This window comes from Enterobacter sp. MF024 (genome assembly GCF_005843915.1).
GTDB lineage: Bacteria > Pseudomonadota > Gammaproteobacteria > Enterobacterales > Enterobacteriaceae > Enterobacter > Enterobacter barmai.
This window is the reverse complement of the sequence record NZ_VCBB01000001.1, coordinates 45,728-60,823: the sequence shown is the minus strand read 5'-3', so window position 1 is coordinate 60,823 and position 15,096 is coordinate 45,728. Positions and strand designations below refer to the sequence as shown.

14 protein-coding genes, 2 tRNA genes and 3 other RNA genes are annotated in these 15,096 nt (G+C 55.9%); 9 read left to right on the top strand and 10 right to left on the bottom strand.

All coding sequences use genetic code 11. The features are described 5' to 3' along the window. Positions 1-6 precede the first annotated feature (6 nt). The gene (gene csgF / locus FFB58_RS00330; RefSeq protein WP_039032324.1) at positions 7-420 is read left to right on the top strand and encodes a curli production assembly/transport protein CsgF; all 414 of its coding nucleotides are present in this window, start codon (positions 7-9) and stop codon (positions 418-420) included. Between the two features lie 26 nt (positions 421-446). Then, positions 447-1,280, top strand: coding sequence for a curli production assembly/transport protein CsgG (gene csgG, locus FFB58_RS00325; RefSeq protein WP_039032323.1), 834 nt, complete (start codon positions 447-449; stop codon positions 1,278-1,280). 43 nt (positions 1,281-1,323) lie between these two features. On the opposite strand, the gene FFB58_RS00320 is transcribed toward csgG, so the two are convergent. The 4 genes from FFB58_RS00320 to ghrA form a co-directional block, all read right to left on the bottom strand. Then, on the bottom strand, positions 1,324-1,806 hold the full coding sequence (locus FFB58_RS00320; protein ID WP_138368613.1) for a DUF1097 domain-containing protein: 483 nt from the start codon (positions 1,804-1,806) through the stop codon (positions 1,324-1,326). Between the two features lie 96 nt (positions 1,807-1,902). Further along, positions 1,903-2,457 carry a molecular chaperone gene (locus tag FFB58_RS00315; RefSeq protein ID WP_138368612.1) on the bottom strand — a complete coding sequence of 185 codons (555 nt, stop codon included), beginning with the start codon at positions 2,455-2,457 and terminating at the stop codon, positions 1,903-1,905. Between the two features lie 20 nt (positions 2,458-2,477). After that, positions 2,478-3,215 carry a phosphatase gene (locus FFB58_RS00310; protein ID WP_138368611.1) on the bottom strand — a complete coding sequence of 246 codons (738 nt, stop codon included), beginning with the start codon at positions 3,213-3,215 and terminating at the stop codon, positions 2,478-2,480. 83 nt (positions 3,216-3,298) lie between these two features. After that, the gene (gene ghrA, locus FFB58_RS00305) at positions 3,299-4,237 is read right to left on the bottom strand and encodes a glyoxylate/hydroxypyruvate reductase GhrA (RefSeq protein WP_138368610.1); all 939 of its coding nucleotides are present in this window, start codon (positions 4,235-4,237) and stop codon (positions 3,299-3,301) included. Between the two features lie 227 nt (positions 4,238-4,464). Between ghrA and FFB58_RS00300 the strand changes: the two genes are divergently transcribed. Beyond that, positions 4,465-4,552: transfer RNA gene (locus FFB58_RS00300), tRNA-Ser, on the top strand. A 256-nt stretch (positions 4,553-4,808) separates the two neighbouring features. Here FFB58_RS00300 and FFB58_RS00290 read toward each other — a convergent pair. Continuing rightward, on the bottom strand, positions 4,809-5,714 hold the full coding sequence (locus tag FFB58_RS00290) for a LysR family transcriptional regulator (RefSeq protein WP_138368609.1): 906 nt from the start codon (positions 5,712-5,714) through the stop codon (positions 4,809-4,811). A 110-nt stretch (positions 5,715-5,824) separates the two neighbouring features. Here FFB58_RS00290 and FFB58_RS00285 point away from each other — a divergent pair, with 110 nt between their 5' ends. The 6 genes from FFB58_RS00285 (at position 5,825) to FFB58_RS00260 (ending at position 8,166) form a co-directional block, all read left to right on the top strand. Continuing rightward, positions 5,825-6,685 (top strand): pirin family protein, encoded by an 861-nt coding sequence (locus FFB58_RS00285; RefSeq protein ID WP_138368608.1) that lies wholly within the window; start codon positions 5,825-5,827, stop codon positions 6,683-6,685. A 20-nt stretch (positions 6,686-6,705) separates the two neighbouring features. Next, positions 6,706-7,383, top strand: coding sequence for an isochorismatase family protein (locus FFB58_RS00280; RefSeq protein ID WP_138368607.1), 678 nt, complete (start codon positions 6,706-6,708; stop codon positions 7,381-7,383). Between the two features lie 146 nt (positions 7,384-7,529). Then, positions 7,530-7,617: transfer RNA gene (locus FFB58_RS00275), tRNA-Ser, on the top strand. Between the two features lie 45 nt (positions 7,618-7,662). Then, positions 7,663-7,800, top strand: a non-coding RNA gene (locus FFB58_RS00270) — RtT sRNA. 45 nt (positions 7,801-7,845) lie between these two features. Next, positions 7,846-7,983, top strand: a non-coding RNA gene (locus FFB58_RS00265) — RtT sRNA. Between the two features lie 45 nt (positions 7,984-8,028). Next, positions 8,029-8,166: non-coding RNA, RtT sRNA (locus FFB58_RS00260), on the top strand. 375 nt (positions 8,167-8,541) lie between these two features. Here FFB58_RS00260 and FFB58_RS00255 read toward each other — a convergent pair. The 5 genes from FFB58_RS00255 to efeU all read right to left on the bottom strand — a co-directional run bounded on the left by FFB58_RS00255 (position 8,542) and on the right by efeU (position 15,075). Continuing rightward, on the bottom strand, positions 8,542-10,035 hold the full coding sequence (locus FFB58_RS00255; RefSeq protein WP_039032315.1) for an alanine/glycine:cation symporter family protein: 1,494 nt from the start codon (positions 10,033-10,035) through the stop codon (positions 8,542-8,544). Between the two features lie 453 nt (positions 10,036-10,488). Next, the gene (gene phoH / locus FFB58_RS00250; protein WP_039032314.1) at positions 10,489-11,283 is read right to left on the bottom strand and encodes a phosphate starvation-inducible protein PhoH; all 795 of its coding nucleotides are present in this window, start codon (positions 11,281-11,283) and stop codon (positions 10,489-10,491) included. 499 nt (positions 11,284-11,782) lie between these two features. Then, positions 11,783-13,066, bottom strand: coding sequence for an iron uptake transporter deferrochelatase/peroxidase subunit (efeB, locus tag FFB58_RS00245; RefSeq protein WP_138368605.1), 1,284 nt, complete (start codon positions 13,064-13,066; stop codon positions 11,783-11,785). 4 nt (positions 13,067-13,070) lie between these two features. Further along, positions 13,071-14,198 (bottom strand): iron uptake system protein EfeO, encoded by a 1,128-nt coding sequence (gene efeO / locus FFB58_RS00240; protein WP_138368604.1) that lies wholly within the window; start codon positions 14,196-14,198, stop codon positions 13,071-13,073. Between the two features lie 43 nt (positions 14,199-14,241). Next, positions 14,242-15,075 carry an iron uptake transporter permease EfeU gene (gene efeU / locus FFB58_RS00235; RefSeq protein ID WP_138368603.1) on the bottom strand — a complete coding sequence of 278 codons (834 nt, stop codon included), beginning with the start codon at positions 15,073-15,075 and terminating at the stop codon, positions 14,242-14,244. Between the last annotated feature and the right edge of the window lie 21 nt (positions 15,076-15,096).

Below are 15,096 nucleotides of genomic sequence, written 5' to 3'. Positions count from 1 at the left end.
GCATTCATGCGTGTTGTCCATGCAGTTGTAGCTTTAATGCTAATTCCATCTCTGAGTTGGGCCGGAAATATGACCTTCCAGTTCCGCAACCCGAACTTTGGTGGAAACCCAAATAACGGATCTTTCCTTTTAAACTCGGCGCAGGCGCAAAACTCCTATACGGATCCAAGCTCTGATGATTTTGGTATTGAAACCCCGAGCGCGCTGGATAACTTTACCCAGGCAATCCAGGCCCAGGTTCTGGGCGGACTGCTGACCAATATTAATACCGGCACACCCGGCCGTATGGTGACCAGCGACTTTATTGTCGACATCGCCAATGCGGACGGTCAAATGCAGCTGAACGTGACAGACCGGAAAACGGGGAAAACCTCCACCATTCAGGTTGCGGGCTTGCAAAACAATTCTACCGACTTTTAAAAAATGTCGAGATAAGGACAATAATCATGCAGCGCTTTCTCCTCCTTGTTGCAGTGTGCTTATTGAGCGGTTGTTTAACTGCTCCGCCGAAAGAAGCAGCGAAACCGACATTAATGCCTCGCGCCCAGAGCTATCGTGATTTAACCAAATTGCCATTGCCAACGGGTAAGATTTACGTGTCGGTTTATAATATTCAGGATGAAACCGGGCAATTTAAACCGTATCCGGCAAGTAACTTCTCAACGGCTGTACCGCAAAGCGCCACCGCCATGCTGGTCACTGCGTTAAAAGACTCACGCTGGTTTATTCCTCTGGAACGTCAGGGGCTGCAAAACCTGCTTAACGAACGTAAGATCATTCGTGCTGCGCAGGATAACGGCACCGTAGCGATGAACAACCGCATTCCGTTGCATTCGCTTACGGCCGCGAACGTCATGGTCGAAGGCTCAATTATCGGCTACGAAAGTAACGTCAAATCGGGCGGTGTGGGGGCCCGTTACTTCGGTATCGGCGGCGATACGCAGTACCAGCTTGACCAGATTGCGGTGAACCTGCGTGTGGTCAACGTCAGTACCGGCGAAATCCTGTCGTCCGTTACCACCAGCAAAACGATTCTCTCGTACGAAGTGCAGGCCGGGGTGTTCCGCTTCATCGACTACCAGCGTCTGCTGGAAGGCGAAATCGGCTATACCTCTAACGAGCCGGTCATGCTCTGCCTGATGTCAGCAATTGAAACCGGGGTGATCTTCCTGATTAACGACGGTATCGATCGCGGACTGTGGGACCTGCAAAACAAAAACGAAGTGAAAAACGATATTCTGGTGAAATACCGCGAGATGTCGACGCCGCCAGAATCCTGACAGAAAGCGCATTAAAAAGGCGAGACCCGGGTCTCGCCTTTTTTTATTTGCTCAGCGCCGTGACGTGGCGCGTTCGTTCCCGTCGCGCCGCCAGCCAAAGTCCGCTGTTTTTCATGGCGTAACCAAACACCAGCCCCAGCGCCAGCGAAGGCACCACCTGCTTCCAGTCCCCCTGCCCTGCAAAGGTGGCGCAGGCCCCCATGAAGGTGCCAGGGACAAATGACAGCAGCAGATGTTTTGCCTGAATGCACATCAGAAACGCCACCACGCCGGTCATGACGTAGCCCAGGATTTCCAGATGCGGTGCCAGCGCGCTGCCGTGGATGATAATCATCGCCCAGGCCACGCCGCTCATTAGGGTACATGCCGAGATAAATAGCCCCTTCACGCCGCCCTGCGGGCAGGCAAAGTAGGCCGTGCAGCCGAGGAAGCCCGCCCAACTGAGGAGTCCGAGAGAGACGGCAACCCAACCCCATATCCCGGAGAGGATGCCTGTCGTGATTGCGATAGAGAGTAGTATGTTCATGGCGCGCATCTTAGCAGATACGCGGCCATGAAATGCGATCAGGAACACATAATATGCAAATTGAGATTTGCTGTTACATGTAAAGAGTGATCTAAATCACTCTTCATTCTCTTCCTGCAGTTCGTCCCACATAGCGGCAATGGCGTCACGGGTGAGTGGCGCCATGGTGCGCCAGAATGGAGAGGTGGCATGCGCTTCGACCTTACCGAGAAACGCCCCGCACCACGGCAGGATGTACTCCCCAAACAGGGTTTCCAGCGCCTCGTTTTCATCATCCGCCGCATGATCTTCAATCCACGAGGCCGCCAGCAGCAGCGTACCGATATGATCGGCCGGGGTATCGGTCAACGGCATCCCGCGTGCAGAGAGAAACGCGCGCACTTCGGCTTCGGTTGCGCCCTCTTCCCATGCGGAGCGATACGGCGACACGCGGCACTCTTCGCCCACAAACAGCGCATTGTAATCGGCGGCCACCTGCTGCATATCACAGCTGTTTTGCAGACGCTGCAACAGCTCATCCTGCTCAAGTGGCCAGTTCTGGGCCAGCTTGCCTTCGCGGATCAAGGTTAACAGCGGCACCAGCAGCGGATCCTGCGGCTGGCGATAGTAAAGAGAACCCAGTACGCGACAGAGGATGGAAAACTCATTCATTTATTTAGTCCATTACACAGTTAAAATTCGGCAAATTCAGCAATTGGCGCCATGCCGCGCGACTCGAGGAAATCCAGCATCCGGCGCGGCGTGACGTTCAGAATGCGATCTTGCGGGAAGTCTACATCGTCGAGGACTTTGCGGCATTCGCTAAAATCACCCAGCGTGAAGGCAGTGTGGGAATCCGATCCCAGCGCCACATAGCCACCGGCCTCCTTCACCGCCGCCGCTACTGCCCGGCAGTTCGCTTCACTGCCCTTGCGGGAGTGAATAAAGGAGGAGTTGTTGATCTCCAGCGCCACGCGATGCTCTGCCGCCGCCCGGGCGACAGCCTGAATGTCGATGGGATATTTCGGGTTACCCGGATGGCTGATGATATGTACGTTACCGCTGGCGATAGTGGTGATCATCGCCTCGGTGTTGGTCGCCCGATCCTGAGGTGCGAAAACCGGCTCGTGAAAACCGGCGAGGATCAGATCCAGAGAGGTGAGCATCGGGCCGGTACAGTCAATTTCACCCTGGGTGTTTTTGATATTGGCTTCAATGCCGCGCAGGATCCCGACGCCGTCCACCACCCGTGGCCAGATGCGCATATTCACAAAGTGCCAGTAGTGCGGCGCATCAGCCATATCCGGGCCATGATCGGTGATCGCAAAGAGTTTGATGTGCTTTTGTTTAGCCTGGGCGATGTAGTCATGAAGGTTGCTGTAGGCGTGGGTACTGGCGACGGTGTGCATATGCAGGTCAACGGGGTACATCGTTCTCTCCTCTCGTGTTTCCCAAAGGATAGCAGTTATCCAGGGCGTTTATTAGCAAAAACCCGGCAATCGCCGGGTTTGACTCAGTAACCGCGCTGTCTGTCGACCTGCCCGGTGACCTGCTCGCCCTTCTCCAGTTGGGAGATGGTGCGGGCAATATAGTCGATGGCTTCTGCCGGACGCGTCACTGCTGCAATGTGCGGCGTCATCGCCACGCGCGGGTGCGCCCACAGGGCATTGTCAGCGGGTAACGGCTCTTTGCTGTAGACATCCAGCATCGCGCCTTTCAGCTTGCCGCTCTCAAGCGCCGCCAGCAGATCGGCCTCCACCACGTGTACGCCGCGCGCCAGGTTCATCAGATAGCTGTTATCCGCCAACTGGCTGATAAGGTCCTTATTGATGATGCCGACGGTTTCAGCCGTATTCGGCAGCAGGTTAATCAGCACCCGCGTGCCCTGTAAAAACTGCGGCAGTTCTTCTTTCCCGGCAAAGCTGGTGACGCCAGGGTAGCTCTTGCGGGTACGGCTCCAGCAGCGCAGCGGGAAGCCCCAGGGAGCCAGCGCCTCGGCCACTTTCGATCCCAATACCCCGGCGCCGAGGATGCCGATGGTAAATTCTTCGCGCGGGTAATCGGCCAGCGGTTCCCAGCGAGCCTGCTTTTTCAGCGCCTGATAGTCGTCGAACCGGCGGAACCAGTGCAGCACCTGGCTTACGGCGTACTCCTGCATCTGCTGGCCCATACCGGTGTCTTCGAGGCGGAACAGCGGGATCGACTCCGCCAGCATTTCCGGGTGCGCCTTGAGCTTGCTGAGGATCGAGTCCACCCCGGCCCCGAGGGCAAATACCGCTTTCAGGTTACGGCCCTGCAGCATCTCAACCGGCGGATGCCACACCAGAGCGTAATCTGCCGGTTCATTATCGCCGCGCTTCCACTCCCGCACCCGCGCGCCCGGCAGCGCCGCCGAGAGTGTTTTTATCCAGTAAGCGTTATCAAATGTCGGGTGGTAAAAAATAATGTCCATTGCGATTGCCTTCTGTTGCGCTGTTTTACGTTCATTTTCAACTGCATTGCAGCATAACAAAATTTGCGACCGGGGTGTTGTTGATAAAAAAGGCGCTTTCAGCGCAATTAAAAATCATGTTGGTTGAAGTTTGTCTTAACGCGCTAATTTACTGAAAAAGTTGATTGACGTCAGTCAGGCTTTTCCTTACATTAGCGCCCGTCCCGGCAGCAACGGGATAACAATATGGTGAGGTGTCCGAGTGGCTGAAGGAGCACGCCTGGAAAGTGTGTATACGGCAACGTATCGGGGGTTCGAATCCCCCCCTCACCGCCATATTTAAAGAAGAGCTCGCATGAAAATGCGGGCTTTTTTTTCGCATAGTGCACGCCTGCAGGGGGGATGAGAACCCTCGACCGGGGTTCGACAACTGGCGACAGCCAGTTGGACAGACCACGAACGCAGTGAGTGGGCTGCCCGAAGGGCGAGCGAAGCGAGTCAATCCCTCCCGGTGCCAGATGCGGCACCGTGCGGTCTGCTTGTCGGGTGGCGCTTCGCTTACCCGACCTACAAAATCAAAACCTGACCCCAATCATTCTTCCACCATCCTCGCATACTCCTCCGTCAAAAAATCCACCAGCGTTCTGACTGACGGCAACAGCCCGCGGCGGGAGGGATAAACCGCGTGAATAACTTCCCGCCGCGGCTCCCATGCCTCCAGCACTTTTATTAACGCCCCGGACGCCAGCTGGTCTTTGACCATCAAAATGGGTAACTGCACCAGCCCTACCCCCGCTATCGCCGCTTCCCGCAGCGCCAGCATGTCGGTGGTAATAAGGCGCGGCTGAAAATGGACCTCCGCCTTTGCCCCTTCGGGCCCGCTTAACGCCCACTTATGGATCTGCCTCCCCTCCCCCAGACTCAAGCCGGGCCAGGCACTGAGCTCCGACGGCATTGTCGGCACACCCAGGCGCTGAATCAGCTCTGGCCCCGCCACCAGGCAATGCCCCCTGTCGGCCAGTACCCGCAGGACCAGATCGCTGTCGTCAAACGGACGAGGACGCACCCGGATGGCTACATCAATGCCCTCTGCCACCAGGTCCACCCGCCGGTTAGTCGCTTCCAGCTGCAGATTAATGCCGGGATAGCGCGCCATAAACCTTGCCAGCATCGGCCCAACGTGAACGTGCAGCAGCGTGACCGGGCAGGTGATCCGCACCATGCCGCGCGGTTCAGCCTGCAACGCCGCGACCGCCTCTTCCGCCGCCTCGGCCTCCACCAGCATCGCCTTGCAGTGCTGATAGAAGGTCTGCCCCACCTCCGTCACCGTAAACTGGCGCGTGGTTCGCTGGATCAGACGCACGCCCAGCCGCGCCTCAAGCTGGGCTATCCGTCGGCTGAGCCGGGATTTTGGCAGATCCAGCGCCCGACCTGCCGCCGCAAAGCCACCGTGATCGACCACTTTCACAAACCATACGAAATCATTGAGATCCTGCATCACGCCCTCATCGTTCCATAAACAGAACAGTGCAACTTATTTTCACTATCTACCGGGATATTAAACCTGAATATAAGCTAATTACATCAACAGAACATCAGGAGAACACCATGAAAAACGTTACAGGCATTTATACCGCACCCCGTCAGCACTGGGTTGGCGACGGTTTCCCGGTGCGTTCGATGTTTTCTTACCAGACACAGGGTGAGCCGCTGAGCCCGTTTTTACTGCTCGATTATGCCGGGCCTTACACCTTCCCGGCGGATGGCGCAAAACGCGGCGTGGGTGAGCATCCCCACCGTGGCTTTGAAACGGTCACCATCGTCTATTCCGGCGAAGTGGAGCATCGCGACTCAACCGGTAAAGGCGGCGTGATTGGCCCGGGGGACGTGCAGTGGATGACGGCGGGCGCCGGTATTCTGCACGAGGAGTTCCACTCCAGCGCCTTTGCGCAGAAAGGCGGCGAGCTAAAAATGATGCAGCTGTGGGTCAATCTGCCCGCGAAAGACAAGATGGCGACGCCGGGCTATCAGAGCATCACCAAAAGCCAGATTCCGGTGGTGACGCTGCCCGACAACAGCGGCTCGCTGCGGGTGATCGCCGGTCGCTACGAAGAGACTACCGGCCCGGCGCACACTTACTCGCCGCTGAATGTCTGGGATCTCACCCTGCGTCAGGGCAGCCATCTCACGCTGACTCAGCCTGAAGGCTGGAGCACCGCGCTGGTGGTGCTGGAGGGCAACGTGACGGTGAACGGCACCGCAGAGGCAGGTGAAGCCCAGATGGCGGTGCTGAGCCAGCAGGGAGAGACGCTCCATCTGGAAGCCAGCAGCGACGCCAAAGTGCTGCTGATGGCCGGGGAGCCCCTGAATGAACCGATTGTGGGCTATGGCCCGTTTGTGATGAACAGTAAAAGCGAAATCGCCGAAGCCATTCGCGATTTCAATTCCGGCCGCTTCGGTCAGATCTGAATGTAATAAAGGAGAGAATCATGTCTACCCCCGCTAACTTTAACGGCGCACGTCCGGCGATTGATGTGAATGATGCAGTGATGCTGCTAATCGATCACCAGAGCGGCCTGTTCCAGACCGTCGGCGACATGCCGATGCCGGAACTGCGCGCCCGCGCCGCGGCGCTGGCGAAAATCGCCAGCCTGGCGAATATCCCGGTGATCACCACGGCCTCCGTGCCGCAGGGGCCAAACGGGCCGCTGATCCCGGAGATCCACGCCAATGCGCCGCATGCGCAGTACGTGGCGCGTAAAGGTGAGATTAACGCCTGGGACAACCCGGAGTTCGTGGCCGCCGTGAAGGCGACCGGACGTAAAACGCTGATTATCGCCGGGACCATCACCAGCGTCTGCATGGCCTTCCCGTCAATCAGCGCGGTGGCCGACGGCTATAAGGTGTTTGCAGTGATCGACGCATCGGGCACCTACAGCAAAATGGCCCAGGAGATCACCCTGGCGCGTGTGGTGCAGGCAGGCGTAGTGCCAATGGATACCGCCGCTGTCGCCTCGGAGATCCAGCGCACCTGGAATCGTGAAGATGCGGCGCAGTGGGCGGAAGTCTATACCCATATCTTCCCGGCGTATCAGCTGCTGATTGAAAGCTACGGCAAGGCGCAAGAGGTGGTGAAGAACGGTGAGGCGCTCGATTCACAGCGCTAATGGCTCGCTCCACGGCCTGAAAACCGTGGAGCTGCTTATTGCTTAACCGAACGCGCAGTAAAGCATAAAATCTGCTTGACCGTTTTAGCCCGACTCCCTATAGTAGCGCCCCGTTGCCCCCGAGAGGAAAGGCAGCAAAACAATATGGTGAGGTGTCCGAGTGGCTGAAGGAGCACGCCTGGAAAGTGTGTATACGGCAACGTATCGAGGGTTCGAATCCCTCCCTCACCGCCATATTCGAGATGAGAGCTCGTACGCAAGTACGGGCTCTTTTCTTTTATATTCTCCCGAGAGGGAGGGATGAGAGCCCTCGACCGGGGTTCGACAACTGGCGACAGCCAGTTGGACAGACTGAGAGCGCAGCGAACAGGCTGCCCGAAGGGCGAGCGCAGCGAGTCAATCCCTCCCTCACCGCCATATTCGAGATGAGAGCTCGTACGCAAGTACGGGCTTTTTTCTTTTATATTCTCCCGAGAGGGAGGGATGAGAGCCCTCGACCGGGGTTCGACAACTGGCGACAGCCAGTTGGACAGACTGAGAGCGCAGCGAACAGGCTGCCCGAAGGGCGAGCGCAGCGAGTCAATCCCTCCCTCACCGCCATATTCGAGATGAGAGCTCGTACGCAAGTACGGGCTCTTTTCTTTTATATTCTCCCGAGAGGGAGGGATGAGAGCCCTCGACCGGGGTTCGACAACTGGCGACAGCCAGTTGGACAGACTGAGAGCGCAGCGAACAGGCTGCCCGAAGGGCGAGCGCAGCGAGTCAATCCCTCCCTCACCGCCATATTCGAGATGAGAGCTCGTACGCAAGTACGGGCTCTTTTCTTTTATATTCTCCCGAGAGGGAGGGATGAGAGCCCTCGACCGGGGTTCGACAACTGGCGACAGCCAGTTGGACAGACTGAGGGCGCAGCGAACAGGCTGCCCGAAGGGCGAGCGAAGCGAGTCAATCCCTCCCGGTGCCAGATGCGGCACCGTGCGCGCTGGGCCCCTCACACTCTCCCCAAAGGGGCGAGGGAACAAAGCGTTACCCGGCCTCAATCCCGTAGGCCTGATAAGCGAAGCGCCATCAGGCATGTTCACGGAATCCAGACCCCTAACCTTCTCACCGCCATATAAAAAAAGAGCCCGTACTTTCATACGGGCTCTTTTTGCACCATCAACTTAGTGTACGATTTCCCGACAGTGAAGATGTCTGACCCAGGCTCGCATCCTTTTCATCTTTACGGTCTTTAACCCAGTGATCGGCATTTTTAATCCCAAGTCGAATCGGATCAAATTGCGGATCGATACCTTGCGCCTTCTGGCTTTCATAATCTTTAAGACTGGCAAATGCTTTTTTATGTAAAAGAACAATTGCAATAATGTTAAGCCACGCCATCAGGCCGACCCCAATATCGCCCAACCCCCATGCCAGATCTGCAGTACGCACGGTGCCATATACCGTGGACGTTAACAGGCATATTTTCAGCAAGAACGTCAGCCACGGGCGGTGAATTTTACGGTTGATATACGCGATATTTGTTTCAGCAATATAGTAGTAGGCAATAATAGTGGTGAAAGCAAAGAAGAACAGCGCAATGGCAACGAAGTAATTACCAAAACCAGGCATCATGCTTTCCATGGCGGTCTGCACATAGCCAGGGCCTGCTGCCACGCCTGCAATCCCTGTATAGATTGCCGCGCCATCGACGCCCTGAACGTTATACAACCCGGTAATCAACAGCATGAATCCGGTCGCGGAGCAGACGAACAGCGTGTCGATGTAGACTGAGAAGGCCTGAACCAGGCCCTGTTTCGCCGGATGGCTCACTTCGGCCGCTGAGGAAGCATGTGGCCCTGTACCTTGCGCCGCCTCGTTGGAATATACCCCGCGCTTAACGCCCCACATTATTGCCTGCCCCAGAACAGCACCAAAGCCTGCTTCAAGGCCAAATGCGCTTTTCCAGATCAGCAGAATAACAGAAGGAAGTTGCTCAATATTAATGGCGATAATAACGCAGGCGACAATAATATAGCCGAGCGCCATAAAAGGAACGACCATGCTGCTAAAGCTGGCGATCCTTTTCACACCACCAAAAATAATGAAACTTAATAATATAGCCAATAATGCGGCGGTGACATTTGGATCGAGGCCAAAGGCAATATCCAGGCTGGCGCCAATAGAGTTTGCCTGTACACCGGGAAGTAATAAGCCGCAGGAGAAAATAGTCACAATAGCAAATAACCATGCGTACCATTTCACGCCCAAACCTTTTTCAATATAGAAGGCAGGACCGCCACGATATTCGCCGTTAATTTTTTCTTTATAAACCTGACCCAGAGTGGATTCAACAAAAGCGGAGCTGGCACCCAAAAACGCCACCATCCACATCCAGAATAGCGCTCCCGGCCCGCCAAAGGTAATGGCGGTTGCCACACCCGCGATGTTACCGGTCCCCACGCGACCCGCCAGCGTCATTGTCAGTGCCTGAAACGACGATACGCCTGCATCCGTGGCACGCCCCTGGAACATCAGAGCCACCATATGTTTGACATGGCGTAATTGTAAAAAGCGACTACGCAGTGAGAAATAGAGGCCAACACCCAGGCATAAAAATATTAACGCCGGGCTCCAGATAACACCATTAATTGCACTAACCAGTTCGTTCATGTATGGCCCTCAGCGTGATGTTCCAGAGAAAAGTCTTCCCGGGAGTTTCTTTTTAGAATTGTGTTTGAATGACTACGAAACATAGATAATAGCCCGAAAGTTACCAACTTAATATTCGGCTGACAGTAGTGAATTGTGACAACATTCACGTTTAATTGATTATTTATAATTAGCCTGATCATGGTTTTCATACATATTTTGTGGGTATTACGAATTAATATCACACTTCTGTCATTTTTATTAAAAAGCCTGTTGAGTTAACAACAAGACTTATAAATACAGCAAAACACCGCGTAATACCCGGCATTTTCTATACGAAATAAATATGTCATCATCATAATATGATCTTGTGAAAGACAACCGCAGGTACATTTCAACCGAGGAATCAGACGCAGCTTCCCGGCATTACGCCGGGAAGGGGTTACAGGAAGCAAGTAAAACGAGAAGGTTATGCTATGACCGGGAGTAGACCTGCAGCGTCCGCTGGCAGAGCGCCGAACGTACGCAATCGTCTTTATCGAAACGTACGATGCCCACCATCTCATCCTCTTCGAAACGTGCCAGCGCATCGCTCAGACCCGATTTGACGCCGGCCGGCAGGTCGCACTGGGTGATATCCCCGTTCACGATCACCGTCACGTTTTCCCCGAGGCGCGTTAAAAACATCTTCATTTGCGCAGCAGTTACGTTCTGAGCCTCGTCGAGAATCACAACTGCATTTTCAAATGTACGTCCGCGCATATAGGCGAACGGCGCAATTTCTACCTTACCAATTTCGGGACGCAGGCAGTACTGCATAAAAGATGCACCCAACCGTTTCACAAGCACGTCGTAGACGGGCCGGAAATAGGGGGCAAACTTCTCCGAAATATCGCCAGGTAAGAAGCCGAGATCTTCATCAGCCTGCAATACCGGACGGGTCACAATGATCTTATCGACGTCCTTATGAATCAGAGCCTCCGCCGCCTTGGCTGCACTTATCCAGGTTTTCCCGCAACCGGCTTCCCCGGTGGCGAAAATAAGCGACTTACTCTCAATAGCATTCAGGTACTGCGCCTGAGCGTCATTGCGCGCCACAATTGGGGTGGTATCACGGCTGTCCCGCGCCATGCCAATTGCTTCAACGCCACTCATCTGCACAAGCGAGGTGACCGACTCTTCTTCACGCTGTTTATGGCTACGTGAATCCCGTCTCAGCACACGTTTCGCTTCACGACGAGCTTTGATCACTGCTTTTTGTCTTCCCATGGATAGCACCTTGAGTTGTTGGTATTCATCACTCGCACCGCAATCAGTGCGATTAGGCGAACAAACATCTGAGGGTTGGCTTCCTTCTAAGCCATAGCTTGCTTGGTTAAATGACGCCGCCGGATCGCTATGCTCACCATTCGACGGGTCGGTAAAATCAGGATTTGCTGTGGAGGGGGAGAATTTTTCGGTGAAGAGATCGCTGCCGGAGTTTGAGCCTCCGCGCCGGGTGCTGCGGTTGTTACGTTTACCTTGTCCAGTACAGGACCCAACCATCGGCGATCTCCAGAGTGATTCATATTCACTGTAAGGTTTACCGCTTTCTTAAAGTAAGTACATCAGGATTTAGCATGAATGCAACATTTATTTTACCCGAATGCAACTTTTAAGACTCGACCTACAGTTTCACTTAGTCTGCTATCGGACTATTACAGAATTATAACAAGGAGATAGAGAGACGGAAAAAATCATCCCGCTTAAGGGTTAAGCGGGACGCTAATCAGGCTTCGAGCAGACCCTGTGCCAGCCAGCCGTTTTTATTCTGCACGCCCGGCAGGGCAAAGAAGTAGCCCCCGCCAATCGGCTTCACGTACTCTTCCAGCGCTTCGCCGTTCAGGCGCTTCTGGACGGTCAAAAAGCCCTTCTCCAGATCGTGCTGGAAGCAGACAAACAGCAGCCCCATATCCAGCTGACCGGAGTTGGTCACCCCCAGCGAGTAGCTGTATCCCCGGCGCATCATCAGGTTTTGCTCGGTCTCCTTCGTGCGCGGGTTAGCAAGGCGGATATGGCTGTCGAGGGCGATAACATTACCGTCCGGATCGCTGGCGTAATCCGGCACGTCGTGCTCGTTCTTCATGCCCAGCGGCGCACCGCTGTGCTTGTCGCGGCCAAAAATGGTCTGCTGCTCTTTGAGCGGCGTCCGGTCCCAGAACTCTACGCGGAACTGGATGATGCGCACCGCCTGATAGCTGCCGCCCACCGTCCAGGCCGGTTCGCCCTGATCCGCCGTCACCCATACCACGCGATCCATCAGCGGCGCATCCTGGCTGTCGGGGTTGGCAGTGCCATCCTTAAAGCCGAGCAGGTTCACCGGCGTCTCTTTGCCTTTGCTGCGCGCGGCGTGGTCAGAGATAAACCCTTCCCGCTTCCAGCGCACGCTCAGCAGATCCGGGGTGTGCTTGATCAGATCCCGCAGGGCGTGGATCACCGTGTCCTGGGTGTTGGCGCAGATCTGGATCAGCAGATCGCCATGACACAGCGCCGCATCCAGCGAATCATTCGGGAAACGCACCATCTTCTGCAGTGATTTAGGCTTAAGCCCGGCAAGGCCGAAGCGGTCATCAAAAAGCGACGCCCCCAGCGACACCGTCATGGTCAGGTTATCCGGAGCGATAAAGGCCCCCAGGATCCCGGAGTCCATCGGCGGCAGACGCGGGTTCGGCGTGTCGGGCGCCGGGCCGCCGGTGGTCAAAAAGGTGATGCGCTGGGTCAGCAGGCGGAACAGGCGTTCCAGCTCGCTTTTATCGCTGGCCAGCACGTCAAAGGCCACCAGCATCATCGAGGCCTGCTGCGGGGTTAAGATCCCGGCCTGATGCAGGCCGTGAAACGGCTGGGTCTCCATCCGCGCATCCGGGGAGAGCGTGCCCGGCGCGCTCTGCGGTTTTGCCGCATGCGCCACCGGACAGCCACCTGCCAGAGCAAGAGCGCCGCCAAGCGCCCCTACCCCTTTTAACAACCGACGCCGTGAAGGTTCAGCGACGTCGTACTCATCATGCTTGTTCATCGAATTAATCCAGGCCCAGGACACCACGCAGCTGAGCCAGATCTTCTGCCAGAGTAGTAATCGGCCCTTTCAGGGCATTACGGTCGGCATCGGTCAGCTTGTCGTAGGTCTCAAAGCCGTCTTTGGTGCGGTATTTCGCCAGAATGGTGGTCACTTTCTTGAAGTTAGCATCCACTTTTGCCAGCAGTTCGCTGTTGTCTTTTTGCAGCTGCGGACGCAGCAGGTCAACAATCTTCTGAGCCCCCTCGACGTTGGCCTGGAAGTCCCACAGGTCGGTATGGCTGTAGCGATCTTCTTCCCCGCTGATCTTGCTGGCCGCCACTTCTTCAATCAGACCGGCTGCGCCGCCCACCACTTTTGACGGCGGGAAGGCCAATTCGCTGATGCGTTTTTGCAGATCCAGCACGTCGCTGTTCAACTGCTCCGCGTACTGCTCCATCCCTTTGGTGGAGTTGTCGCCAAACAGCGCTTTTTCCAGACGGTGGAAGCCGGTGAATTTCGGATCGGCGGCTTTCTGCTCGTAGTCGTCTTCACGGGCGTCGATGCTGCCGTCGAGATCGGAGAACAGCTCGGCAATCGGCTCGATGCGCTCGTAGTGCTGACGGGTTGGCGCGTACAGCGATTTCGCTTTTTCGATATCGCCCGCCTTCACCGCGTCGGTAAAGGCTTTAGTACCCGCGACCAGATCGGCGGTCTCTTTGGTGACATACGCTTTATAGGCAGTAATGGCGTCGCCCAGGCTCAGCAGCGCTTCCCCTTTGGCGGCATCGGCGGTGGCGGCGCCTTTCACAATCAGCTTGCCTTTCGGGTTGGTCAGCAGGCCGCAGGTCATGTCGTATTCGCCCGGCTGCAGGTTGGCGGTCATCTTCTGGCTGAAGCCCGGCGCGATGTTTTCACGCTCTTCCACCACCATCACCCCTTTCAGGATCTCCCACTCCAGCGCTTTCTGGCTGTGGTTCTGAATAATGAACTGGGTTTTACCGCTGTTGACCGTGATGGTCATCGGCTCACACTGCTTATCATTGACGGTGACTTTCACCTGCGGGACATCCGCGGCCTGGGCCGCAAATGCAGACGCAATCAGCGCTGCCACGCCAGCCTGTAACGCACTACGACGAAAATGGATTGCCATGACCTTTCCCTTTTAAAAGTATGTTGTAACTACATTGAGCACTTCAGGGCGCAGACCGCGACGGCTGCGTGCCTGCACGCGGGGGCATAAAGAACAGCGCCAGCGCCGGAATGAGATAGATGAAATACATCGCCACTTCGCTGACGCTCGGCGCTTCCTGATAACCGAAGATGCCTTCGAGCAGGGTGCCGGTCAGGGAATGGGTGGAGAGGACGTTACTGAGGTCGAACGCCATATCCTGGAAGTGGTTCCACAGGCCCGCCTCGTGGAAGGCGCGGATCGCGCCCGCGGCCAGCCCGGCGGCCACCAGCAGAATAAACAGGCTGGTCCATTTGAAGAAGACGCCCAGGTTGAGACGAATGCCGCCCCAGTAGAGCAGAAAACCGAGCACCACCGCGGTCGCCAGGCCCAGCACCGCGCCCAGCGGCGGCCAGATCCCGACATCTTGCTGGAAAGCGGCGAGCAGGAAGAAGACCGACTCCAGCCCTTCCCGCGCCACGGCGAAAAAGACCATCATAATCAGCGCCCAGCCGTGGTGATTGCCCTTCGCCAGGGCGCTGTCCACCGCCTGCTCCAGCTGGACCTTCACGTTACGCGACACCTTGCGCATCCAGAACACCATCCAGGTGAGGATCACCACCGCAATCACCGCTACGATCCCTTCGAACAGCTCCTGCTCTTTCTGCGGGAATTCGCCGGTGGTTTCGTTAATGGCAATGCCAAGACCCAGACACAGCGCGGCGGCAAGGAAGACGCCAATCCACATGACGCCGATCCAGCGGCCCCGCTGGGTGCGTTTCAGATAACTGGCAATGAGGCTGACAATTAAGGCTGCTTCGAGCCCTTCACGTAACATAATGAGAAATGGAACAAACATGCAACACCTTAAATGTTTTTC

Coding starts and splice junctions, on each gene's coding strand:
- csgF (WP_039032324.1), top strand. CDS start 7: ATGCGTGTTGTCCATGCAGTTGTAGCTTTAATGCTAATTCCATCTCTG.
- csgG (WP_039032323.1), top strand. CDS start 447: ATGCAGCGCTTTCTCCTCCTTGTTGCAGTGTGCTTATTGAGCGGTTGT.
- FFB58_RS00320 (WP_138368613.1), bottom strand. CDS start 1,806: ATGAACATACTACTCTCTATCGCAATCACGACAGGCATCCTCTCCGGG.
- FFB58_RS00315 (WP_138368612.1), bottom strand. CDS start 2,457: ATGAATGAGTTTTCCATCCTCTGTCGCGTACTGGGTTCTCTTTACTAT.
- FFB58_RS00310 (WP_138368611.1), bottom strand. CDS start 3,215: ATGTACCCCGTTGACCTGCATATGCACACCGTCGCCAGTACCCACGCC.
- ghrA (WP_138368610.1), bottom strand. CDS start 4,237: ATGGACATTATTTTTTACCACCCGACATTTGATAACGCTTACTGGATA.
- FFB58_RS00290 (WP_138368609.1), bottom strand. CDS start 5,714: ATGCAGGATCTCAATGATTTCGTATGGTTTGTGAAAGTGGTCGATCAC.
- FFB58_RS00285 (WP_138368608.1), top strand. CDS start 5,825: ATGAAAAACGTTACAGGCATTTATACCGCACCCCGTCAGCACTGGGTT.
- FFB58_RS00280 (WP_138368607.1), top strand. CDS start 6,706: ATGTCTACCCCCGCTAACTTTAACGGCGCACGTCCGGCGATTGATGTG.
- FFB58_RS00255 (WP_039032315.1), bottom strand. CDS start 10,035: ATGAACGAACTGGTTAGTGCAATTAATGGTGTTATCTGGAGCCCGGCG.
- phoH (WP_039032314.1), bottom strand. CDS start 11,283: ATGGGAAGACAAAAAGCAGTGATCAAAGCTCGTCGTGAAGCGAAACGT.
- efeB (WP_138368605.1), bottom strand. CDS start 13,066: ATGAACAAGCATGATGAGTACGACGTCGCTGAACCTTCACGGCGTCGG.
- efeO (WP_138368604.1), bottom strand. CDS start 14,198: ATGGCAATCCATTTTCGTCGTAGTGCGTTACAGGCTGGCGTGGCAGCG.
- efeU (WP_138368603.1), bottom strand. CDS start 15,075: ATGTTTGTTCCATTTCTCATTATGTTACGTGAAGGGCTCGAAGCAGCC.